The sequence below is a fragment of the Paenisporosarcina macmurdoensis genome (genome assembly GCF_042658845.1).
GTDB lineage: Bacteria > Bacillota > Bacilli > Bacillales_A > Planococcaceae > Paenisporosarcina > Paenisporosarcina macmurdoensis.
The window spans coordinates 1-22,018 of record NZ_JBHSRI010000038.1 but is presented as its reverse complement, the minus strand read 5'-3'; the positions used below and the strand labels follow the sequence as shown (position 1 = coordinate 22,018).

The window sequence follows — 22,018 nt, the reverse complement described above, 5'->3', positions numbered from 1 at the left end:
TCCTTTAGCACGGTGACGTAGTCAGTTGTCAATGACTTACAGTTTACGCCAACATTCCTATCATACTGATTTCGCGTACAAACGTCAATAAAAGTACTTTACCCCATTGTATTCAGTGGAAACCTAATCGGTTAGGAAATCTACTCATTGCCCCTTTAGTATGAGGATGATTCGGTCCATTTCACCTATGAAAGTGATTTTATTCGGCTTCGTCGTGGGTTTTATCGGCTACATACGCCTTTTATTCGGCTTCACACTAGTTTTATTCCGCTTCACCCATAAAAAGGAAATATAATCGGTGTTCAAATTTCTAATATCCCTAAACCAAAACAAAGAGCCGCATCGCTGCGACTCTTCATAAACCTGTAATAGCGCCAAAGACTAATGCCAACGCAATGACAAATGCTGGATGTAATTTCACTTTTTCCAATAACACAAAACTCGTAGCCATTATGATTAATGTATAGCCAATACCGAGGCCATCAACGGATTGTTGTGCAAATTGTATCGTCATAAAGCCGAGTAGAATCGCAATCACCGGTCTAATGACTTTCGTTAAGTTTTTTACTTCTGGCTCATCTTTATATTTCATCAAGATGGCCATCATGAAAATCATTAGGATTAAAGACGGAGCAACCGTCGCAAGCATCGCAACTATGGATCCTAGTATACCGCCTTCCGCATAGCCGATGTATCCAGCCATCTTCGTTGCTATTGGACCAGGTAATGAATTGCCAATGGCTACTACTTCACTAAATTCTTGAGTAGACAACCATTCATAAGTCCCTACCACTTCATGTTCAACTAGCGGAATGGAAGCTGGGCCTCCGCCGTATCCTAGGATACCGGGAATAAAGAAAGCTAAAAATAGATGCCAATAAATCATGCTTTCTTCCTCCTTTTCAAGAGAGGGGAAAAGACGGCTACAATACAACCTAAAATAACAATAGCCGGATGGATATGCAAAGCTTCTATTAGAATTGCGGATAGCGCCAATAGCATAATGGCACGCATCCAACCGAGCGTTTCACCGGATTTCTTAATAAAATCCCATGTTAACACAGCAAGCATCACAGCAACTACGGGCACGACAGAAGCGGACATATGTTGTACCCATGGAATGTCTTTATACGTTTGAAGCAAGCCAAGAAAGGCAATCATCAACACAACAGTTGGAATGACAGACGCCAAGAGTGCATTCAGAAGCCCCCATACCCCCGCTACTCGATAACCTACGTATCCAGCCATTTTTGTAGCGATAGGCCCTGGTAATGTATTCGCAAGTGCTAGGGTGTCTCCAAATTCATCGTCAGTCATCCATTCATATTTTTTCACAACTTCTTGATGAACTAATGGAATCGAGGAAGGTCCTCCACCAAATCCAAGCATACCAATTCTAAAAAAAGCTAGTCCAAGGTTACGGTGAAGAACACGTCCTGGACGCGCGGAGGTGTTCTTCGATATCGGACGTTCTACCAAGCAGCGATGGTTCCGTCAGTTCGGGATTCTGTACCGCCTTGCAGTACGCCCGTTTCGGGATTTCTCCAAATGATTTGTCCACGTCCAAAACTACCACCGTCCGATGTTACATGTATGTCATGTCCTTTTCTAACCAAGTTCTGCACTAAGTAATTTGGAAACTCGGGTTCGACATGGACCGTCTTCCCTTTAATCCATTGCCAACGAGGCATATCCAAGGTAGCTTGTGGATTCAATAAGAAATCTACTGTATTGGTTACAACTTGGAAGTGTCCTTGAGGTTGCATATATCCCCCCATTACACCAAATGGTCCAACTGCTTGCCCATCTTTCGTTAGGAATCCTGGAATGATAGTATGATACGTTCTCTTCCCTGGTTTCAAGACGTTCGGATTTGTTTCATCAAGTGAAAAATCATGACCACGGTTTTGCATCCCAATTCCAGTGCCTGGCACCACGATACCTGAGCCAAAGCCCATATAATTACTTTGGATATAAGAAACCATATTTCCTTCATCATCCGCAACAGCTAAATAGACCGTGCCACCCTTTGGAAGTTCATATGGTTGTGGGTTGCTTGCAGTATCTTCGATAACACCCGCACGCTTTTCTGCGTATTCTTCTGATAGTAAATGTTCAACGCTCACTGGCATCGCTTCAGGTTCTGTAATAAACGCTTGGCCGTCTGTGAATGCCAATTTCATGGCTTCGATCTGTTGATGGAATGTGTCTGCATCTTGCCAAGCTGGTTTGTCTAATTGCTTAAAGACGTTTAACGCCATGAGCGCAACCATACCTTGTCCATTCGGCGGGATTTCCCATACGTCGTATCCGCGATAATTCGCAGAAACTGGCTCAACCCATTGTGGTTTGTATGTAGCTAAATCTTCTTTTGTTAAGTAGCCATCGTGTTTCTTAAAGTAGGCATCGATTTTATCAGCAATTTCGCCTTCATAGAAATCTCTAGCATTTGTTTCACCGATTGCACGTAACGTTTTTGCGTGCCCAGGAGATGACCAAACTTCTCCTACTTCAGGCGCTCGTCCGTTTGGTGCAAATGTTTCAAACCAAGAGGCAAATTCTTCTGTTGTAAAGGTTTCCTTGAATTTTTTATAGGCAGCTTTCCAGTACTTACCGAGAATCGGTGTTAATGGGTAGCCTTCTTCTGCATAACGAATAGCTGGAATAAGTACGTCTTTTAACGGAAGTTTGCCGAATTTCTGTGAAAGCTCTGCCCAAGCTGCCGGTACACCAGGTACAGTGACAGGAATCACGCCAAACACAGGCATTTTTTCATGTCCTTTTTGTCGTATAGCTTCAGCAGAAATCGATTGTGGTGCAGGACCAGAGGCGTTGAGACCATGTAGCTTATCTTTTGTCCATACAAGTGCGAATGCATCGCCGCCAATTCCGTTCGAAGTTGGTTCAACAACTGTCAATGCTGCCGCTGTCGCGATCGCAGCGTCAATCGCATTACCACCTTTCTGCAAAATTTCAAGACCTGCTTGTGCTGCAAGTGGTTGTGATGTTGCGACCATGCCTTTCTTCGCGAATACGGTATGACGCTTCGCTGCAAATGGGTGGTGTAAGTAATCCATGATGATCCCCCTCAAATTTGTTCGTTTCTAAATTTTAGTACCTGCAAAATGACAAGCAGCAAAATGACCTATTTCATATTCTTGCCAAGCGGGTTTATCAACCTTACACACATCTTGTGCAATTGGACAACGTGTGTGGAATGGACATCCACTAGGCGGATTTGCTGGATTAGGTAAATCTCCTTGTAATCGAATTCGTTTTGTATTTACGTGAACGGATGGTCGCGGAATAGCCGATAAAAGCGCTTGGGTATAAGGATGCAATGGATTTGCAAATAATCCCTTTACTGTTCCTAACTCCACCGTGGTTCCAAGATACATCACAAGCACGCGATCACAGAAATAACGAACCACCCCTAAATCATGCGATATAAATAAATAGGATAACTGATACTTTTCTTGCAAGGTCTTTAATAATTTTAACACTTGTGCTTGCACCGATACATCCAAAGCTGATACCGCTTCGTCACAAATAACAAACGAAGGATTTAAGGCAATTGCACGGGCAATACCTATACGTTGTCTTTGGCCACCGCTGAATTCATGTGGATAGCGATCAAAATGTTCTTCTTTTAACCCAACTTCATTTAGCAAATCTATGACACTTGTACGTTTTTCTTTTGCTGACATATTGGTATGCATCGTAAAGACTTCTTCGAGTGCATGTCCAATGCGTTGTCGAGGGTTTAAAGAAGCATAAGGGTCTTGGAAAATCATTTGCATCTCTTTAACAAATTTCAATTTCTCTTTACGTTTTAAATCTTGAATTTCTTCATCACGAAAGCGAATTTTGCCTTCCGTTAATTCTTCAAGACCTAAAATAGCACGACCTAATGTGGATTTCCCACAACCAGATTCCCCTACTACCCCTAAACTTTCTCCTTCATATAATTGCAGTGACACATCTTCGACAGCTTTGACATGTCCTTGAACACGTTTTAAGATGCCGCCTTTGATAGGAAAATATTTTTTCACACCTTTTAATTCGAGGAGTATCTTTGGTTCAGATTTGGGCGACAAGGTGACCATGTTTAACCTCCTCCTCTACTTCTTCATGTAACCAACAACTCACGACATGTCCTTGTTCTTTTGTTGTAAATTCTGGAGGAGCAATTTCACGACATTTGTCAGTCGCGAATTTACACCGCGGGTGGAAACGACATCCTTGAATCTGTTCGTGTAAACTCGGCAGCGAACCGGGTATAGGTTCTAGTTCGAAATCCGGATCATCAATATTTGGTACTGAATTTAATAACCCGATTGTATAAGGATGTTTTGGGTTATCAAATATAGCTGCTACAGGACCTTCTTCTACTTTTTTGCCAGCATACATGACCATAACTCGGTCAGCGACTTCAGCTACAACGCCCATATCATGCGTAACCATCATGACACCCATATTTAATTTTTCCTTCAATTCATTAATTAAATCCAAAATCTGTGCTTGGATCGTTACATCTAAAGCAGTTGTCGGTTCATCCGCAATGAGCAATCCAGGATGACAAGCAAGTGCCATCGCAATCATGACACGTTGTCTCATCCCTCCACTTAGTTCATGTGGATATTGATTCATTCTTTTTTCAGGATACGGGATTCCAACTTGTTTTAATAATTCTATTCCTTGTTTCGTTGCTTCACTTTTCTTGATTTTATGATGAAGAATTAGCGGTTCGCGCAACTGGTAACCCACGGTTAGTACTGGATTTAAAGCTGTCATGGGTTCTTGGAAAATCATCGAAATTTTTGTGCCGCGCATTTGTCTCATCTGTTCATAAGGTAAGTTATGAATGGGCTTTCCTTCATACTTCACTTCTCCATTTGCAATTCTACCGTTGCTTGGGAGCAAACCAATCACAGATAGAGACGTAATGCTTTTCCCACAGCCCGATTCCCCTACGATGCATAATGTCTCCCCTTTTGCGATGGAAAAGGAGACATCCCGCACAGCTTGGACGTTGCCGTCAGCTGTACGGAATTCAGTTACTAAATTGTTCACTTCTAATAATGTCTCCTGCATGGTTCACCCTACTCTCCAGTAACGTTTTTCAAAGTCCATTTACCGTTTGGATCTAATTCAAGGCCAGAGTATGCTTTGTCCATTGCCGCCGTCACGATTCCGTGATACATAACAACTACTGCATTATCTTCAATCATCACTTTATTTGCTTTATCTAGAATCGCTTTACGTTCCTCTTGATCAATCGTTGTTCTTGATTGTACAACTAACTCATCAAATTCTGGGTTGCTGTATTGAGCACGGTTTGAAGATCCAACATTATCACTATGGAAGTTTGGATATAACAATTCTGAACCATCACCCGTTACGTTTGACCAACTTAGGAATGTGATGTCATACTCTCCACCACGTGCTGTATCTAAGAATGTAGCCCACTCCATGGACTCGATTTCAACTTTGAATCCAGCTTCTGTTAATTGAGCTTGTACAATTTCAGCCATTAAAATAAAGTTGTCACGGTTAGCTGTCAATAATTTAATTGGCTTGTCACCGTATCCATTTTTCTCTACTAATGCTTTTGCTGCTTCTACATCATAAGCAGTTCCCGCTTCGTCAGCAGATTCATCGTAACCGAATACTTGCGGTCCAACGACACTATCACTACGAACGCCTAAACCATTTAATTTTGTAACGAATGCATCGCGATCAATAGCTGCTGCCACCGCTTCACGGAATTCAGGATCTTGATTCATTTCTCGTGAATGGTTAAATGTTAAATAGTAAACAGGTGTTCCTTCTTTTTTCTCGATATTAATATTTTCCATTGCTTCAAGACGTTTGATTTGTTCTGTTGGTAAGTTGTCAATAAATTGAATCTCTCCTGCTTGTAGCATAGAGATAGCGGTTGAAATTTCAGGTACAACTTTTAATACAACCTTCTTGAGATCAGGTGCACCATCCCAATACTCTTCATTTGCTTCTAACTCCACTTGATCACCAGATGTCCAGCTAACAAATTTGAATGGACCTGTTCCAACTGGCTCTTTCATTAAATCTTGTGCTTGGTCAGCTGTTGGGCTCACAATTGCTGCATTAGAATGTGATAATGCAGCTAAAAATGCACCGTATGGATATTTTGTTTTAATTTCCACTGTATTTTCATCAATTACTGTAATCGTATCAACTGGCTCTAATAATGATGCACGTGGTGCAGCTGTTGCCGGATCACGTAATTTATCAAATGTGTATTTTACTGCTTCTGCATTAAAAGGCGTTCCATCGTGGAATTTAATGCCTTCTTTAAGTTTAATTACCCATGTGTTGTCATCTTTCATTTCATATGACTCTGCTAATTGAGGATCAAATTCCATCGTTTCGATATTACGTTCAAATAATTTTTCATAAACATGTTCCGTAATATTAGCTGATACTGAATCATTCGTTAAAATTGGCGACATCCCTACAACATCCGAAGTAGATGCGTACGTAAATGTCTCAGTACTCGCCTTATCTCCGCTTGCTGACCCGTCAGATTCTTTAGGAGCTGATGCTGATTCTCCACCACCACAAGCTGCTAAAACAAGTAACATCATTACCACTAGTGATAACCATACAATTTTCTTCATTAATCTTCCCCCTGCTCCATTTTTAATAGTGTCTCCCGTTAACTCCAAGATCTCGTTGTGCTTTTCATTGTGTCTGGCTGCAAGCGCCAGCGTCGAGCTAGAGTGGCGCTTTTCGCTTTTCATTGAATATCCATGTTTGGATCTAGTGCATCTCGTAATCCGTCCCCTACTACATTAAAAGCAAAAACCGTTAACATGATGGCAATACCTGGCACGATCGTTAAATGTGGTGATGTCCACATATAGTCTTGACCTTGTGCGATCATGGCACCCCATTCAGGTGTTGGCGGTTGAGCACCTAACCCTAAATAACTGAGTGATGCTGTCGATAATATGGCTGTGCCCATTCGCATTGTTGCAAAAACAATAATCGGTGCAAATGCATTCGGTAAAATATGACGAATCATTATACGTAGATCTGAGGCTCCTAGAGACTTCATCGCCATGATATATTCCTTTTGTTTAATGGAGAGTACGGAACCCCGCACGATTCGAGCGCATGTCGGAATGGACCAAATACTAATGGCGATGGCCACATTGACTAAGCTCGTCCCTAATACCGCAATAATTAACATGGCTAACAAAATACCTGGGAACGAGAATAGCAAATCTACAACCCGCATGATGATTCCATCTAATTTTTTGTAGTACCCACCAAGCAGACCTAACGTAACCCCTCCAATCAAGCCAAGAGAAACGGCTGTAATACCCACTAACAATGAAATTCGTGCTCCATGGACAATACGTGACCAGACATCTCGTCCATAATTATCAGTACCTAGCCAGTGACCTTCAGAAAACATAGGAAGCTCGCTGCTAATTAAATCTTGTTTAATAGGATCATGTGTAGCAATAATCGGTGCAAAAATAGCCATTCCGATTTGTAAAAGAATAATAATTATCCCTATAGCCGCTAATTTATTTTTCAGCAGTCGTTTTAGCGTTGTAACATATACTTTTTCTTTCTTTTTAACAACCGGTGCTCGTTCATCTGTTGTCAGTACCGCGTTTGTCATATAGTGTCTCCTTTCATCAGTCGTAGCTGATACGTGGATCAATAAAGGTATAAACGATATCTACTATTAAATTCACGACTACAAATAAGGTGGCAACTAACAACACCGAACCTTGAACCATCGGGAAGTCTCTCATTGCAATGGCGTCAATCATTAATCTCCCCACACCATTTATAGCGAAAACTTTTTCAGTAATGATTGTTCCACCAAGGAGGAAACCAAAGTTTAGACCAATAACGGTAATAACAGGAATCATGGCATTTTTCAATGTGTGAATCCAAATAACATTTCGTTCTTTCACGCCTTTTGCCCTTGCTGTTCTTACATAATCAGCTTTGATCACTTCGAGCATTGAAGACCTAGCCATCCGAGCAATCATGGCTGCTGAACCGGTGCCAAGTGTTATTGCTGGCAGTATCAATTGTTTAATTCCTTCAACCGTATAGAATGGTGCGGATAACCCACCAACTGGAAGCCAGCCTAAATTCACTGCAAACACTAAAATTAATAGTGCCCCTAACCAAAAGTTTGGAATAGAAATCCCTGCAAGAGCAAACGTTGTTGACGTTACATCTAGCCAAGAGTTATGTTTTAATGCGGATATTAAACCGGCAAAGATACCAATAACTACCGCAACAATCATACTGGCAATTGCGAGTTTAAATGTATTGGGAAAGCGTATGGATATAGCCTCGGAAACTGCTTGTTTTGTTTGATAGGAATAACCAAAATCACCTTGAACTGCATTTTTCACATACCTGCCATACTGAACGACAAATGGATCATTCAAACCAAGATTATCGCGAATCGCTTCTAAATCTGAATCTGTAGCGGTTGGTCCACCTACCATAGTGGCTGGATCTCCAGGTGCGATATACATGGATGAAAATACAAGAAATGAAATACCTAGTAATAAAAATACAAGTTGTACTCCCCTTCGAACAATCAAAGCTATCATTTACTCCCCACCTTCTTACATTTGTTAACCAATTTTATTGTTTTCATTAACAAATGGTTGTTATTTGTTAATTGTGATTATAGACTATAAAATAATATAAATCTATAGGAATATTCAAAAAACTTATAATTTATTGTTTTTTTAAGTCATTTCGTTTTTATTAATTCCATATACCTATACACATCGTAATGTAACGATAAGAATACTAAACACTATGGTGTAAATTGTATGTATATGCATGAAAACGTTTCCAACCATTTAGGATACAGAAATTCCCACATAAAAAGACCCTTACATTTCAGGAGAAATGTAAGGGTCTTCATGTAATTATAATTTTAAGCCACTTCTACTTTTGAATCGCCTTAATAATATGTGACTCTCAACACGCGTGATGCCACCTAAAGCATACAATTCTTCGTTAATAAATTTCTCTAAATTGGAGAAATCATCGACCAGTACATGCATATGTAAGGTAGATGGACCCGTCATTTGATAACAACTCGCCACACTCGGATTATCTGCAAGTTTTTCAGCTACTTCCACTAGTGATGAGGGTTCACAGTCTACTTCAAAAAATCCCGAGACACTCTTCCCCACTTTTTCAGAATTGATGACCACTGTAAAACGTTCGATTACTCCTGCTTCTTGCAATTGATGCACTCGTTCTCGAACAGCTACTCTTGATAAATTAAGTTCTTTTCCTATATCGACATACGATAAACGTCCATTGGCTATTAATAACTCTAAAATACGTTTGTCTGTATCATCTACACGCATACGACACCCACTTTCTACCATTATATAGGTATTATACGAAAACATTTTTCAAAAAGGAAGTTAAATATACAATATTCTTACAACTTGTATTCAATTAACTTGATATTAAAACACAACGACATCATTTTCAAGGCAATTTAAGAAAAGCGTAAAGCGTCTTCTAGCTCGACACAATGAAAAGTAGATCAGGCCAATCTAATCCGACTCTTGCGCTGGAGCAACTGAATCGAGTGCTGGAAGGATGAAAGGCTAATTGTCTTTCTTTTCCCATAAAATGACACGCGAGCTGGTGCTTAGAGTTAGACATGGCTCCTCCAAGTTCAGGGGTGTTGCTTGAAACTCTTGAAAAATTAAGAAAAACCGAGCAAAGTGCGCCCGGTCCTTTTAAGAAGGGTAATCATAGTAACCTGTTGATTTTCGCTACGGTGGACGCTTTTCGCGGGCACGGCTTCAGTCTCCTCGTCACTGCAAAAACATATGCTCCTGCGGTTACTCGTCGCAAAGATACTGGCTTTGACCAGTATCTTTCCTGCGGGGTCTTCAGCTCATGCACCTGCCGCTTCGCTTTCGGTGCAGAAAACATTTGCTATTCCCGCAGAAGTCGCCACCTGCGCTTCAATCAACTAATATAGATGGCAACTAAGATTATAGGTTGGTTCTATCTCTAGATAACTTAAAATCACATATTCGTGTCTTCGCAATAAGCAGTTGAAAGATTTTCTTGTTGGTTACTAATCACTTCATGGATTGTAGTGGAAGGCGGCGACTCCAGCGGGATTAGCGGGACAGGTGAGACCCCGCAGATCGCGAAGCGACCGAGGAGGCTCACCGTCCGCCCCGTGGAAAGCGTCCGCCTGAAACGGAAATCAACACTATTAATGAATCATCTTTTTGTCCAAAGCACTTAAAACAATGGGTTTATGGAATTAAGATTATATACTTTCTTATCTTTAAAAAAAGAACCAGCCTCTAAAAGAAGCTGGTTCCATTAAAATTATTCAGCTAATCCCATTTCAGTACGCACAACTGCAGCGATGCGCTCTACATAACGATCGCAATCTTCTTTATTTGATGCTTCGACCATTACACGCACTAATGGTTCTGTACCCGATGGACGTACAAGAATACGACCATTTCCAGCCATTTCTTTTTCTACTTCTTCAATGACAACTGCAACTTTTGCATTGTCCGTTACACCATGTTTATCTGTCACACGAACATTTACAAGTCTCTGCGGAAAAATCGTCATTTCAGCTGCAAGCTCAGATAACTTTTTGCCTGTAACTTTCATAATGTTAACGAGTTGCAGACCCGATAATAAACCGTCACCAGTTGTATTGTAATCTAAGAACACGATGTGGCCAGACTGCTCTCCACCTAAGTTGTAGCCGTTTTTCTTCATTTCTTCGACCACATAACGATCGCCAACAGCTGTTTTTACGCTCGTCATTCCATGAGATTCAAGTGCTTTATAGAAGCCCATGTTACTCATAACCGTTGAAACCACTGTATCTTTTTTCAAACGACCCTCGCTGTGCCAATGCTTCGCGCAAATATACATAATCTGATCGCCATCTACAATTTGACCTTTTTCGTCTACCGCAATCAAGCGATCTCCATCGCCATCAAACGCAAGCCCCACATGAGCTCCTTTATCCACTACAAATTTAGCTAAAACTTCAGGATGAGTAGATCCGACACCTTCATTAATATTTAAACCGTTTGGTGATGCTCCCATTGTTGAAAGGTCTGCATCCAAATCAGCAAATACGTGAGTTGCTAATGAAGAGGTCGCTCCATGTGCACAGTCTAATGCAACATGAATGCCAACAAAATCTTCATCTAATGTTTGTTTTAAATAACTAATATATTTTTGACCGCCTTCAAAATAATCAGTTACAGAGCCCAAATTGCCTCCAACTGGTCTTGGCAGTTCATCTTTTTCCGCATCAAGAAGCGCTTCAATTTCAGCTTCTTGTTCATCTGAAAGTTTGAAGCCATCTGAACCAAAGAATTTAATTCCGTTATCAGCGACTGGATTGTGAGAAGCTGAAATCATAACGCCCGCTTCTGCACTCATCACACGTGTTAAGTAAGACACACCAGGTGTACTAATGACACCTAAACGCATAACTTCAGTACCCACAGATAAAAGACCTGCTACAAGTGCACCTTCTAACATATGTCCTGAAATTCGTGTATCTCGACCGATTAATACTTTCGGACGATTTGTTGCGCCTTTTGTTAATACGTATCCGCCGATACGACCTAGTTTAAATGCTAATTCTGGTGTTAGTTCGCTATTCGCAACGCCTCTTACACCGTCAGTTCCAAAATATTTACCCATATATATACTCTCTCCTTCAAGTCCAACTTAAGCTCTAACTATATCCACTGTGACGGAAGGTATCGATACCTTCCATGTCACATTTTCAGGACCTTCTACAGTAATATCAAATTGATTTTTACCGTTCTCAGCTTCACTTGCATCTACATAAATTTGAAAATCCTCTACATTCAATGTGTCTAGCAACGGGTTTTCACCTTGAACTGTTAAAATAAGTTGTCCATCTTCAGGTTGAATGAACGAAAATTCATCCGCTTCATCTAAACCTCTTACTTCCACATTTAAATCTGCAAACTCTCTGGTTTTATCTTCTTGTGTATCTTCTACATCAGGTTGAATTTCAACTTCCGGTTCAGTTTGAGCGGAATCATCTATCAAAGGATCTTCAATAGGTGCTGGAGTAACATCCACTTCTACGTCTATTTGAGTCTCAGAAATTCGAGAAACACCTTTAGGTACCGGTATTTTCACCTTAAGCTCTTCAGAATCGTCTAATTTGCTGATATCAACATCTACGACTATATCTTCTAAAGCATCAATGGCTGTTCGATTCCCAAATGCACGCACATTGCCAAACGAAGGCGTTAAGTCATTAATCGTTACGCCTTCTTTTGGTATCCCAATTTGCCGAAGAGTGATTGGTATTTCCTTGCTATATTCTTCAATTTCAACTGTCACATTTACTTGTTCTGGTTCGATGGTGACATTTAATTTTGAAAGATCCTTATCCAATACTTTTACACTTGCTTCTTGTGTAAACGTCTTATTGATTCCTTGCTCTCCTGCTACTGTTGCTTTTACAAAGCTAATACTTTCAATAACACTTTTCGCACCCGTTATTAGAATACGTTGTGGATCCGACTTCATATTTGTTACAACAAAATTTTCTTCTAGTAAACGATCATTAAATTCAGGATCGACACGTAATTCACGGGTTATTTTTTCTTCAATATTGACTTCAATGTATGCAGGGTCCAAAGTAACTTGCAGCTTGTCTGATACATTTTCAACTTGAAGCATGACATCATGTTCTCCCATATTCAAATTACGCAAATCCACAAAGACTGTAAAATCTTGCAATTGTTTCGCCGATTGCACTAGTGATGTTGGCCCCTTAATTGTCATATCAACAGTTTCGGGAACACCCGTCACGACCAAATTTTCGTCATCATAGTAAACTTCAACCGGTACATCACGAACTACATCCGTCGAATTGCCATTGGCGGCTACGTCTAAGTTTTCCTCACCGGATTTAATCGTCAAGAACAAAAGCATGGCAAGTAGAAGCGCAGTGATTCTCAAAAACCAAGGGCTATCCATCATTTTATCCATTCTTTTTCCCCCTCCACGTCCATTTAGAAGTGCTTACAAGCTCAGGTTCTGGACCGAACCACACTTTACGTAAGCGTCTTTCAAATTCTTCAATGGAAAGATTTCGGTGAAGGTCTCCGTTTGACGTTAAACTCACTGCACCGGTTTCTTCAGAAACGATAATCGTAATCGCATCGGTTACTTCACTTATACCAAGTGCTGCACGATGACGAGTTCCTAGCTCTTTTGAAATAAATGGACTTTCAGATAACGGCAAATAACACGCAGCCGCCGCTATCTTATTTTTTTGCATAATAACCGCTCCATCATGAAGTGGAGTGTTCGGTATGAAAATATTAATCAATAATTCCGAAGTAATTTCAGAATTCATTTGAATACCAGTTTCAATATAATCACTCAAACCTGTTTCGCGTTCAATGGAAATCAACGCACCAATACGGCGTTTCGCCATATAACTTACTGATTTCGATACGGCTTCTATTAAACGATTTTGCTCTTCCGCTTCTTGAAGGCTCGTGCGGGCAAATAACTTGCCGCGTCCAATTTGTTCGAGGGCGCGTCTTAACTCGGGCTGGAAAATAATAATAACCGCCAGAAAACCCCAGTCAATAATTTTTTGCATCATCCAACCAAGTGTATCCAAGCCAAATGTTTGCGTTAGCACCCTAACAATTACAATTACAAAGATTCCTTTTAATAACTGAACCGCTTTGGTTCCTTTTATTAAAGTGAAAATTTTATAAATGACAAACCACACGAGTAACACATCAAGCATATTAACGAGCGCGTTTACCGGCGTCAAATCTGTGAATTGGTCAATAAACGGCATGTGGCATCCCCCACTTTTCTACACATATTCATATGAAATTATTATAACATAAAGGTCTAGTACTCTGCTTTGTCCAAGAAGGAAAAGAGGATAGTCATAAAAAATAAGCCTATCCATTAAGGGTAGGCTTACTGTTCTTCTTTACGGTCAAATAACGAAGTGACATCCTTCGCGCCTGCTTTCATTTTGTACCAAAGCCAATCAAACAATTGATTGATTTCTTCTATTTCACCAGTCACATTCGCCGTTGACGCCATTAGCTTTCCATTAATAACCGTTACATCCCCTTCAACTTCACCTTCAATTTGAAGATCGCCATTTTTAACGACAATGTCTCCATTCACGATTTCGCCAGCTGGAACAATTACTTTTTCTCCTTCAACCACGATATTCGGCTGTTTTGTAAACGAGAACTGTTGATCATCATTAAAGCTGCTAAACAACGATGCACTCATTAAAATCAAAAACAAGGCTGCTGCTGAAAGCATTGGATGGCTATGGAACCAACGCTTCATTCCAACTTTTGATGTCTCTTTTGGCATACGTGCAATGACGTTCTCCACAAAACCGCTCGGTGCTGTTATATGTGAAGCGCTCTGAACAAACACAGCGACTTTACCTAACTCGTGCATATGTTGTTGACAAGATGGACAACTCGTCAAATGTGCCTGAAGCTCCAGCTCATGTTCACGGCTAATGTCACCATCTAAATGTTCATGCATATAGTGAACGATATGATCTGGGCAGTTATTCATTGTTAATCCCTCCTACATGTTACTCAATTGCTTTCTAAGAGCTTCACGCCCTCTGTGAATACGTGTTTTCACAGTACCAAGTGGCATTTCTAAAATATCACTTATTTCTTGGAGTGGTAAATCCTCCATATATTTAAGCACAATTACTGCCCGATACTTATCCGGCAGTCGACTAATTTCATATTGAACACGATCTTGCATTTCCATTTTCAACACTTCTTGTTCCGGTAATTCTTCTTTCGAAGCGATTTGCGAATACATATTTAATCCTTCAGTGCCCGCAACTTCTGCATCTAAGTAATAATCCGGTTTCTTCTTTCTTATACGATCGATACACAAATTGGTTCCAATTCGGTACAACCATGTTGAAAATTTTCGATTTGTATCAAATGTATGTATGTTAATAAAGGCCCGAACAAACGCTTCTTGGGCAATATCCTCCGCCTCGTGTTTGTTGCCAAGCATACGATAACATATTCGATACAATTTATCTTGATACAACTCGACAATCTCCGCGAATGCGTTTTGATCGCCTTTTAACACTTCTTTTATTCTTTTATTAATCAACGCATCCATCGTGAGTTCCCCTCCGCTCATGCGGCTGTCTTACTTATACGGATTAAAGGTTAGACAGGTTTCATCATTTTTTAAATTAGTTCTATTATATCAGAAATTATTTCAAAATACTTACAATTTTATAGAAAGTTTACCCATTTCAAAACTTTATATTGGTGAATTATTTCACTCATTTATGTATACCGAATACAAGTGTGATGCTTATTGAGTTTAAAAATTTTTAATTTTTTTACCTTCTCAATTGCAGCACTTAAATATTGTTTATTTAGGATAGGCATATAGAGATAACATACTTCCTGATCGAAAAGATGTATTCTCCTAGGTTCATGAGAAGACTGTCATGTAAAAGGCAGTCAATAACTAACGTAAACTAGTTATATTTCCCAGAAAAACATCCGTTAAGGTTCTGTTGAGAAAACCAGGAGTTACTGAACACTCCATGTTTACAATTTTTTATGAGGATTAACTCTTTCATTAATGTTCAAGAACTCGTTCAACAATCTAAGTTCAGTAACCATTCGACCCTAAGTATAGGTACACGATTAAATCTAGGTCATAAGAAAAGCCGCCTTGTAAAGGCAGTCGATTGTTCAACTAAACACCAGTTAGCTTTAATACATCAATAATACACATTTCAATTATTTCGCTATTGTCATATACCAGTTGTAAGCAGACTTATCTAATGTATCCAAAGAGTAATTATTAATCTCTTCAATTTTACAATATGGTCTACCATAGGTGCCATAACCACATATACAATTATTCATAACCGAAACCAGTGTTAGTAAATAGACGATCCCTTCTTCATTATATAAGGCATAGGTTACCCCTTCCGTTTTATGCTTCTTATAGAGCATTATTTCCTGTAATGGTATTTCATATTTCTGATGCGTAAAAACTGCAAATATACTTCCGTTATCTTCCTTTTCGCTGAAATATTTCATAAGTACCTCCATGCTAATTTTTTGAAGTGATAAAATAATTTTTTATAGATTTCTCTTCAAGAACGGCCATTATTAAACCATCCTGACCGTTACTTTAAGTTGATTATATCCCCGTTTGATCCCCATCTTGGACGAGTAACACTTGAGAATTTCATTCTTATTATCAGACATATTTCAACTTCCCATTTTGTCATACTTTTCCTATTAGTGTATCACGAAATATAATAGTATTACCTAACCTCTCTCGTTAGTTTAATATAAAAACTGGATAATCTATCTGCAAATCCTCGATAGAATCGCCCAACATGAGCGTATGGAACATACACAACAGGTTGACATAACACTACGCCTAGGAAGTTATCCCCTACGAACCAACCTATATCAACGCTCACTTCTTCCTCTTTTCACCGATCCATCTCGTATTCAAGAACTATACATTGTTGAGTTGATGGGTTTTTGGCGATTTCGCTTTTCCTGTCCGAGGAATAGTATCCCATTTGGTTGTTATCAACATTACTAGAAAATAATTTGAGCAAAATCTTGTAACCGGTCTCCCGAACGATAAGCAGCCGCCGCAAAGGCTTATTATCCTTTCTCTCGTGAAATAACCTGTGCTAAAAAATGGTAAATAGCCAAGATTCTCACCGCATAAAAAAACTGTTCGACCTTAGCAGTTAACGCTAGGTCGAACAGTTTGGTTGAAACTTATAATAATTTTTCTCCGAATAGTGAACCGATAAGAGCTACAGCCACATCAGCGGTTTTATTTTTTTCATCCAAGATTGGATTTACTTCCACAAATTCAGTAGACGTAACCATATCCGATGTAAACAACATTTCCATTGCTAAATGACTTTCTCGGTAGCTAATACCACCCGGTACAGGCGTACCAACACCTGGTGTGTAAATTGGATCAATTCCATCTAAATCTAGAGATAAATGAAGACCATCGACATTGCGGTCTTTTAAGTATGACATCGCATTGTTCATAACTGCCGTCATCCCAAGCTTATCAATGTCATGCATCGTAAATACTTTAATCCCTTTTTCTTTAATTAATTCACGTTCTCCCGGATCGATTGAACGAGCACCAATAATGACTACATTTTCAGGTTTGATTTTTGGTGCAAATCCTCGGATGTTCACTAATTTCTCGTGACCCAATCCAATGCTCACCGCAAGTGGCATACCGTGAATATTTCCAGAAGGAGACGTTTCTCCTGTATTTAAATCTGCATGTGCATCATACCAAATCACACCTAAGTTGTCATAACGATCGCCTAAACCAGCTAAAGTTCCAATCGCAATACTATGGTCGCCACCTAAAATTAGTGGGAATTGACCGTTTTCCATCACATCATGAATTTTATTGGCTAAAGCCGTGCTTGCATCTGTTACTTCTATTAAGTTTTTAAGGTTTGTATCTGGTGATGCCGTTTTTTCAGCAGCTGCAATTTGAATATTACCTTCATCAGTTACCGTGTGTCCAATTTCCTCTAAACGCTCTACTACCCCCGCGTAACGGATTGCGCTTGGCCCCATATCTACTCCGCGACGATTTTGACCCAAATCCATTGGTACACCTATTAAAGATATATTTAATTTATTCATCATTTTATACCTCCCCATTTCCTTAAGTCTATTGTAAAACGGGAAGGGGTGTTGGCTCAACCCGACATTATTTCGTATAAATATTCATTCTCTCTTCCAGTCTCTTTTTAACAAATTCCCATTCACTTTCAATAATGGAGTACACCACTGCATTCCGCGGTTTTCCAGTCGAGCGTATACGTTCATTTCGTAATATGCCTTCTTTTGTTGCTCCTATTCGTTCAATTGCTTTTTGAGAAAATAAATTTTCTTCATCTGTTTTAAATTGAACACGTATCATTCCAAGTGTTTCAAAAGCATAACTAAGGAGTAACCACTTTGAGATTGTATTAACATGAGTTCGTTGAAATGCTTTTCCGTAGTAAGTTGCACCTATTTCACATGATTTATTCGCGTGATCAATGTTGTAAAGTCGTGTGGAGCCAAAAAATTCATCCGTTTCTATATCAGCAATTACAAAAACCATGGACGTGTTCGAATTTTTCATTTGCTCGTAACTTATTTCCATCCATTTTTCAAATTCTTCAGGTGTTTGAATTTGATTAACCATATACGTAAATATGTCTGGTGTGGTTATTTTCCACAAACGTGTGATATCAGATTCTTTCATAGGTCGCAACGTCACGTCATCATGCATTAAAATCACACTCATAGTTGGCAACTCCTTAAATTAGCTATTTATGCTGCTTTTCTTTCTATCATACTTAATTTTTCCCAATATAAACAGATTGTGGTCTAAAAATTGTATTATCTTCAACTTGTTCCATAGCATGGGCTGTCCATCCAACAATTCTTGCCACACTAAATGTAGGTGTGAATAATGCTGGATCAAGATTTATTGCTCGCATAATTGCTGCAGCATAGAACTCTACATTTGTGTATAACTTGCGCCCAGGCTTATGTTCATTTAACAGTTGAATTATTTCTTTTTCTGCATATGTCGCTAGATCCAACCACGCATCTTCACCTTGTAGAGCTAAACATTTTTCGCGTAGTAAAATCGAGCGAGGGTCTTCCGTTTTATAAATGCGATGACCAAATCCCATAATACGTTCACCTTTTGCAAGTCTTCCTTCTATGACAGACCGTACATGTTCAGGTGACTTCATATCATCTAATAAATTGAGAACTCCTGAAGGTGCTCCTCCGTGTAACGGACCTTTCATCGTTCCAAGTGCGGACACAATTGCGGATGGAATATCCGACTCAGTTGAGATGGTCACACGTGCAGCAAAAGTTGATGCATTTAAACCGTGCTCCATTGTTACTAACAAATATGTCTCTAGCGCTTCAACTTGTGCAGGGGTTGGGGATATCCCTGTTAGTAAGTATAAAAAGTTTTCCGTGTGCCCAAGATCATCTCGAGACTCTATGGGGTGAAGTCCTTGTTGTTTTCTATAAAACGTCGCTATGATAACCGGTAATGCTGCTGTTAGTAGGATTGATTGTTCATCATTTGATTTACTCAGAAATGATTTTGTCCCAAAAACAGCAATAGCGGCTTTCATGGCATCCATAACTTGTAGATCATTTGGCAACGTTTGAAGCAAGTTATGCACATGTTGTGGAAGAATTCGCCCTTTTATAAACAACGGAGAAATCACTTCCTTGCTTCCTGTCCATAAGTATGTGGACAACTCTTCAAAGCTCGTATTTGGAATGACCTTATCCACAAGTTCTCCACGGTAACGCAATTCTCCTTTTTCTCCATCCACAGACGCAATCTTTGTATGAACCGCCACCACATCTTTTAATCCTCTTTTAAACATACTATCGCCTCCTATATATGCAGTATATGTTTTAATATTGATTATAAAAATTAAATAGTTATAATTAAATCAATTAATTTATTTAATAAAGAGGAGAATTTATATCGAACTTCAATGGCTTAAAACGTTTAGCGTAGCTGCAAAAACATTAAATTTCCGTAAAACTTCCGAACAACTGTTGATGTCTCAACCCAGCGTAACTGTTCATATTAAATTATTGGAAGAATTTTTAGGAATTCCTTTATTTGATCGCAACAAAAACCGTGTAACGTTAACTGATGCAGGTAAGTTATTCATAGAAAAAGCCGACAATCTCCTTGTCCAATTCGAAGAAAGTGTTCAAAGCATTCAATCTTATAAGCAAGGATTCAGAAGAAACTGGACGATTGCCATCTCTCCATTACTTGCAGAAACCATCTTGCCCTATATCTTACGAACTTTTATGAGGCAACATCCTGACCTTGAAATCACAATTCGTGTAGAGGAATCAAATATCATTGAAACACTCGTCAATTCTGGAGTTGTTCATCTTGGGATTTCAGCAGTAGATGCGCACTCTAAAAATCTTCAATCGATTCCAATTTTCGAAGAACCCCTTTTGTTTATCGTTCCCGTAGACAGTTATGATGATGAAACAGGACCACCTATCGATATAATGGATTGCTTAGCGACTTACACATTATTTACCCACCATCACCCAGTATTCTGGGATGACGTCCTGGCACTACTCAGAAAACATTTTCCTGGTATACGTACTATGAAAGTATCACAAGCTCATATCACCAAGCGCTTTATTCAAGATGGGCTGGGTATATCCTTTTTGCCACATTCGATTGTTAGAAGAGAATTACTCGAAGGGAGATTAATGAACGTTCCTTTTGATTTATTTGAATTACCGAAAGTCACTACCTATGTGTTAGTAAAGAAACAAGGTGATTTGGAAAAAGAATTCATCCATTTGTTATCAAGTCATTATTTTGGATGAATACAAAAAGCGCTACGCACATTCTAGCTCGACTCCAAACAGTAAGAGCATGCCACTTAAATCAAACTTGGCTGTATGAACTGGTGTCTTTCTCCGTAGGAATGGTGTTCTTCTCCAAGCGAGTGGATGACAATCCAAGTTGAACAGACGAAACCAATTTCCAAGTTCGAAATTACCTAATACTTTCTGATATCACAAAAAAGACACATGGAATGTGTTACATTCCATGTGTCTTTTGTTTAAATAGGATGGAGCCTAGCGGGATCGAACCGCTGACCTCCTGCGTGCAAGGCAGGCGCTCTCCCAGCTGAGCTAAGGCCCCAAGAAGTTTTGAAAAGAAAGTGAGCCATGTAGGATTCGAACCTACGACCCTCTGATTAAAAGTCAGATGCTCTACCAACTGAGCTAATGGCTCGTAAAATTATGAAAATGTATGGCTGGGGAACCTGGATTCGAACCAGGGCGTGACGGAATCAAAATCCGTTGCCTTACCGCTTGGCTATACCCCAACGAACATAAATAAAAAAATGGTGGAGGGGGGCGGATTCGAACCGCCGAACCCGAAGGAACGGATTTACAGTCCGTCGTGTTTAGCCACTTCACTACCCCTCCAAGGGTAAAAAATTATGGTGGAGGATGACGGGCTCGAACCGCCGACCCTCTGCTTGTAAGGCAGATGCTCTCCCAGCTGAGCTAATCCTCCGTTAAAAAGAATGAAAAGCTTCGTATTTCGTTGTCAACTCACTCATTCCTTCAGTCACGTACTTGAGTACGCTCCTTCATTCATTCGATCGTTTCCTAGAACTACTTGCTTTTGATTCTTTTTACATACTGGTTATAGTTATGTAAAAAGAAATGTAAGAATGAAAACCTGCGCATTTCGTTGTCAACTCACTCATTCATGTCAGTCACGTACTTTTGTACGTTCCACCATTCAGTCGATTGTTTTCTAGAAACACTTGCTTTTGATTCTTTTTACGTACTGGTTTTAATTACGTAAAAAGAAATTGGTGACCCCTACGGGATTCGAACCCGTGTTACCGCCGTGAAAGGGCGGTGTCTTAACCGCTTGACCAAGGGGCCTAATAAAGTTTAACGAGTATGTATTCTTGGAAAAAAGCTTCCAACCGGGCTCGAACCGGTGACCTCTTCCTTACCATGGAAGCACTCTACCTGCTGAGCTATGGAAGCAAGAAAGTGGCTCCGAAGGTAGGACTCGAACCTACGACCAATCGATTAACAGTCGATTGCTCTACCACTGAGCTACTTCGGAATAAAATAAAAAAAGCCTAGCGACGTCCTACTCTCGCAGGGGGAGACCCCCAACTACCATCGGCGCTAAAGAGCTTAACTTCCGTGTTCGGTATGGGAACGGGTGTGACCTCTTTGCCATTATCACTAGACTTATTGAGTGTTTGTTCACTCAAAACTGGATAAACGGGCCATTGAAAGCCATTCAA

General features: G+C 39.8%; 19 protein-coding genes, 8 tRNA genes and 1 rRNA gene. 1 reads left to right on the top strand and 27 read right to left on the bottom strand.

What is annotated here, in order from left to right:
* Positions 1 to 355: 355 nt before the first annotated feature.
* The 18 genes from ACFPYN_RS17545 to ACFPYN_RS17460 all read right to left on the bottom strand — a co-directional run bounded on the left by ACFPYN_RS17545 (position 356) and on the right by ACFPYN_RS17460 (position 19,573).
* Complete coding sequence (locus ACFPYN_RS17545) at positions 356 to 886, bottom strand: chromate transporter (protein WP_377735939.1); 531 nt, start codon at positions 884 to 886, stop codon at positions 356 to 358.
* A complete protein-coding gene (locus ACFPYN_RS17540) occupies positions 883 to 1,479 on the bottom strand; it encodes a chromate transporter (RefSeq protein ID WP_377735937.1) in 597 nt (198 codons plus the stop codon). The genes ACFPYN_RS17545 and ACFPYN_RS17540 overlap by 4 nt, the downstream gene beginning before the upstream one ends.
* Positions 1,473 to 3,077, bottom strand: coding sequence for a gamma-glutamyltransferase family protein (locus tag ACFPYN_RS17535; protein ID WP_377735935.1), 1,605 nt, complete (start codon positions 3,075 to 3,077; stop codon positions 1,473 to 1,475). The genes ACFPYN_RS17540 and ACFPYN_RS17535 overlap by 7 nt, the downstream gene beginning before the upstream one ends.
* Positions 3,078 to 3,104: 27 nt before the next feature.
* Entirely contained in the window at positions 3,105 to 4,106 is a 1,002-nt protein-coding gene (locus ACFPYN_RS17530; RefSeq protein ID WP_377735933.1) for an ABC transporter ATP-binding protein, read from the bottom strand.
* On the bottom strand, positions 4,081 to 5,094 hold the full coding sequence (locus tag ACFPYN_RS17525) for an ABC transporter ATP-binding protein (protein ID WP_377735931.1): 1,014 nt from the start codon (positions 5,092 to 5,094) through the stop codon (positions 4,081 to 4,083). Before ACFPYN_RS17525 ends, ACFPYN_RS17530 begins: the two co-directional genes overlap by 26 nt.
* An 8-nt stretch (positions 5,095 to 5,102) precedes the next feature.
* The gene (locus ACFPYN_RS17520; RefSeq protein ID WP_377735929.1) at positions 5,103 to 6,659 is read right to left on the bottom strand and encodes a glutathione ABC transporter substrate-binding protein; all 1,557 of its coding nucleotides are present in this window, start codon (positions 6,657 to 6,659) and stop codon (positions 5,103 to 5,105) included.
* 119 nt (positions 6,660 to 6,778) lie between these two features.
* Entirely contained in the window at positions 6,779 to 7,675 is an 897-nt protein-coding gene (locus tag ACFPYN_RS17515) for an ABC transporter permease (RefSeq protein WP_377735927.1), read from the bottom strand.
* A gap of 16 nt (positions 7,676 to 7,691) precedes the next feature.
* Positions 7,692 to 8,633 carry a nickel ABC transporter permease gene (nikB, locus tag ACFPYN_RS17510; RefSeq protein ID WP_377735925.1) on the bottom strand — a complete coding sequence of 314 codons (942 nt, stop codon included), beginning with the start codon at positions 8,631 to 8,633 and terminating at the stop codon, positions 7,692 to 7,694.
* A 327-nt stretch (positions 8,634 to 8,960) separates the two neighbouring features.
* The gene (locus ACFPYN_RS17505) at positions 8,961 to 9,410 is read right to left on the bottom strand and encodes an Lrp/AsnC family transcriptional regulator (RefSeq protein ID WP_377735922.1); all 450 of its coding nucleotides are present in this window, start codon (positions 9,408 to 9,410) and stop codon (positions 8,961 to 8,963) included.
* Between the two features lie 994 nt (positions 9,411 to 10,404).
* Complete coding sequence (gene glmM, locus ACFPYN_RS17500) at positions 10,405 to 11,757, bottom strand: phosphoglucosamine mutase (RefSeq protein ID WP_377735920.1); 1,353 nt, start codon at positions 11,755 to 11,757, stop codon at positions 10,405 to 10,407.
* A 27-nt stretch (positions 11,758 to 11,784) separates the two neighbouring features.
* Positions 11,785 to 13,089 (bottom strand): CdaR family protein, encoded by a 1,305-nt coding sequence (locus tag ACFPYN_RS17495; RefSeq protein ID WP_377735919.1) that lies wholly within the window; start codon positions 13,087 to 13,089, stop codon positions 11,785 to 11,787.
* Complete coding sequence (gene cdaA / locus ACFPYN_RS17490; RefSeq protein ID WP_377735917.1) at positions 13,082 to 13,918, bottom strand: diadenylate cyclase CdaA; 837 nt, start codon at positions 13,916 to 13,918, stop codon at positions 13,082 to 13,084. The genes ACFPYN_RS17495 and cdaA overlap by 8 nt, the downstream gene beginning before the upstream one ends.
* Positions 13,919 to 14,046: 128 nt before the next feature.
* Complete coding sequence (locus ACFPYN_RS17485; RefSeq protein WP_377735915.1) at positions 14,047 to 14,673, bottom strand: zf-HC2 domain-containing protein; 627 nt, start codon at positions 14,671 to 14,673, stop codon at positions 14,047 to 14,049.
* Positions 14,674 to 14,685: 12 nt separating this feature from the next.
* A complete protein-coding gene (sigW, locus tag ACFPYN_RS17480) occupies positions 14,686 to 15,249 on the bottom strand; it encodes an RNA polymerase sigma factor SigW (protein ID WP_377735914.1) in 564 nt (187 codons plus the stop codon).
* A gap of 638 nt (positions 15,250 to 15,887) precedes the next feature.
* The gene (locus ACFPYN_RS17475; RefSeq protein ID WP_377735912.1) at positions 15,888 to 16,193 is read right to left on the bottom strand and encodes a hypothetical protein; all 306 of its coding nucleotides are present in this window, start codon (positions 16,191 to 16,193) and stop codon (positions 15,888 to 15,890) included.
* 705 nt (positions 16,194 to 16,898) lie between these two features.
* Positions 16,899 to 17,804: an arginase gene (gene rocF / locus ACFPYN_RS17470; protein WP_377735911.1), complete on the bottom strand. Its 906-nt coding sequence runs from the start codon at positions 17,802 to 17,804 to the stop codon at positions 16,899 to 16,901.
* Positions 17,805 to 17,871: 67 nt separating this feature from the next.
* The gene (locus ACFPYN_RS17465) at positions 17,872 to 18,456 is read right to left on the bottom strand and encodes a GNAT family N-acetyltransferase (RefSeq protein ID WP_377735910.1); all 585 of its coding nucleotides are present in this window, start codon (positions 18,454 to 18,456) and stop codon (positions 17,872 to 17,874) included.
* Positions 18,457 to 18,508: 52 nt separating this feature from the next.
* Positions 18,509 to 19,573, bottom strand: a complete 1,065-nt coding sequence (locus ACFPYN_RS17460; RefSeq protein ID WP_377735909.1) for a citrate/2-methylcitrate synthase — start codon at positions 19,571 to 19,573, stop codon at positions 18,509 to 18,511.
* Positions 19,574 to 19,649: 76 nt separating this feature from the next.
* Between ACFPYN_RS17460 and ACFPYN_RS17455 the strand changes: the two genes are divergently transcribed.
* Complete coding sequence (locus ACFPYN_RS17455; protein WP_377736405.1) at positions 19,650 to 20,558, top strand: LysR family transcriptional regulator; 909 nt, start codon at positions 19,650 to 19,652, stop codon at positions 20,556 to 20,558.
* A 249-nt stretch (positions 20,559 to 20,807) separates the two neighbouring features.
* Here the strand turns inward: ACFPYN_RS17455 and ACFPYN_RS17450 are convergent.
* The 9 genes from ACFPYN_RS17450 to rrf all read right to left on the bottom strand — a co-directional run bounded on the left by ACFPYN_RS17450 (position 20,808) and on the right by rrf (position 21,961).
* Positions 20,808 to 20,880: transfer RNA gene (locus tag ACFPYN_RS17450), tRNA-Ala, on the bottom strand.
* A 20-nt stretch (positions 20,881 to 20,900) separates the two neighbouring features.
* A tRNA-Lys gene (locus ACFPYN_RS17445) sits at positions 20,901 to 20,973 on the bottom strand.
* Positions 20,974 to 20,992: 19 nt separating this feature from the next.
* Positions 20,993 to 21,067 (bottom strand) — tRNA-Gln (locus tag ACFPYN_RS17440).
* A 19-nt stretch (positions 21,068 to 21,086) separates the two neighbouring features.
* Positions 21,087 to 21,170: transfer RNA gene (locus ACFPYN_RS17435), tRNA-Tyr, on the bottom strand.
* A 15-nt stretch (positions 21,171 to 21,185) separates the two neighbouring features.
* Positions 21,186 to 21,261 (bottom strand) — tRNA-Val (locus ACFPYN_RS17430).
* Positions 21,262 to 21,566: 305 nt separating this feature from the next.
* Positions 21,567 to 21,641: transfer RNA gene (locus ACFPYN_RS17425), tRNA-Glu, on the bottom strand.
* 35 nt (positions 21,642 to 21,676) lie between these two features.
* Positions 21,677 to 21,749: transfer RNA gene (locus ACFPYN_RS17420), tRNA-Thr, on the bottom strand.
* 7 nt (positions 21,750 to 21,756) lie between these two features.
* Positions 21,757 to 21,831: transfer RNA gene (locus tag ACFPYN_RS17415), tRNA-Asn, on the bottom strand.
* A gap of 14 nt (positions 21,832 to 21,845) precedes the next feature.
* Positions 21,846 to 21,961: ribosomal RNA gene (gene rrf, locus ACFPYN_RS17410) — 5S ribosomal RNA — on the bottom strand.
* Positions 21,962 to 22,018 lie beyond the last annotated feature (57 nt).

Bases quoted from the DNA above. Each gene is read 5' to 3' on its own strand.
- ACFPYN_RS17505 (WP_377735922.1), bottom strand. From the start codon at position 9,410: ATGCGTGTAGATGATACAGACAAACGTATTTTAGAGTTATTAATAGCC.
- glmM (WP_377735920.1), bottom strand. From the start codon at position 11,757: ATGGGTAAATATTTTGGAACTGACGGTGTAAGAGGCGTTGCGAATAGC.
- ACFPYN_RS17475 (WP_377735912.1), bottom strand. From the start codon at position 16,193: ATGAAATATTTCAGCGAAAAGGAAGATAACGGAAGTATATTTGCAGTT.
- ACFPYN_RS17535 (WP_377735935.1), bottom strand. From the start codon at position 3,077: ATGGATTACTTACACCACCCATTTGCAGCGAAGCGTCATACCGTATTC.
- ACFPYN_RS17465 (WP_377735910.1), bottom strand. From the start codon at position 18,456: ATGAGTGTGATTTTAATGCATGATGACGTGACGTTGCGACCTATGAAA.
- cdaA (WP_377735917.1), bottom strand. From the start codon at position 13,918: ATGCCGTTTATTGACCAATTCACAGATTTGACGCCGGTAAACGCGCTC.
- ACFPYN_RS17515 (WP_377735927.1), bottom strand. From the start codon at position 7,675: ATGACAAACGCGGTACTGACAACAGATGAACGAGCACCGGTTGTTAAA.
- ACFPYN_RS17460 (WP_377735909.1), bottom strand. From the start codon at position 19,573: ATGTTTAAAAGAGGATTAAAAGATGTGGTGGCGGTTCATACAAAGATT.
- ACFPYN_RS17545 (WP_377735939.1), bottom strand. From the start codon at position 886: ATGATTTATTGGCATCTATTTTTAGCTTTCTTTATTCCCGGTATCCTA.
- ACFPYN_RS17485 (WP_377735915.1), bottom strand. From the start codon at position 14,673: ATGAATAACTGCCCAGATCATATCGTTCACTATATGCATGAACATTTA.
- ACFPYN_RS17495 (WP_377735919.1), bottom strand. From the start codon at position 13,089: ATGGATAAAATGATGGATAGCCCTTGGTTTTTGAGAATCACTGCGCTT.
- ACFPYN_RS17525 (WP_377735931.1), bottom strand. From the start codon at position 5,094: ATGCAGGAGACATTATTAGAAGTGAACAATTTAGTAACTGAATTCCGT.
- sigW (WP_377735914.1), bottom strand. From the start codon at position 15,249: ATGGATGCGTTGATTAATAAAAGAATAAAAGAAGTGTTAAAAGGCGAT.
- rocF (WP_377735911.1), bottom strand. From the start codon at position 17,804: ATGAATAAATTAAATATATCTTTAATAGGTGTACCAATGGATTTGGGT.
- ACFPYN_RS17520 (WP_377735929.1), bottom strand. From the start codon at position 6,659: ATGAAGAAAATTGTATGGTTATCACTAGTGGTAATGATGTTACTTGTT.
- ACFPYN_RS17530 (WP_377735933.1), bottom strand. From the start codon at position 4,106: ATGGTCACCTTGTCGCCCAAATCTGAACCAAAGATACTCCTCGAATTA.
- nikB (WP_377735925.1), bottom strand. From the start codon at position 8,633: ATGATAGCTTTGATTGTTCGAAGGGGAGTACAACTTGTATTTTTATTA.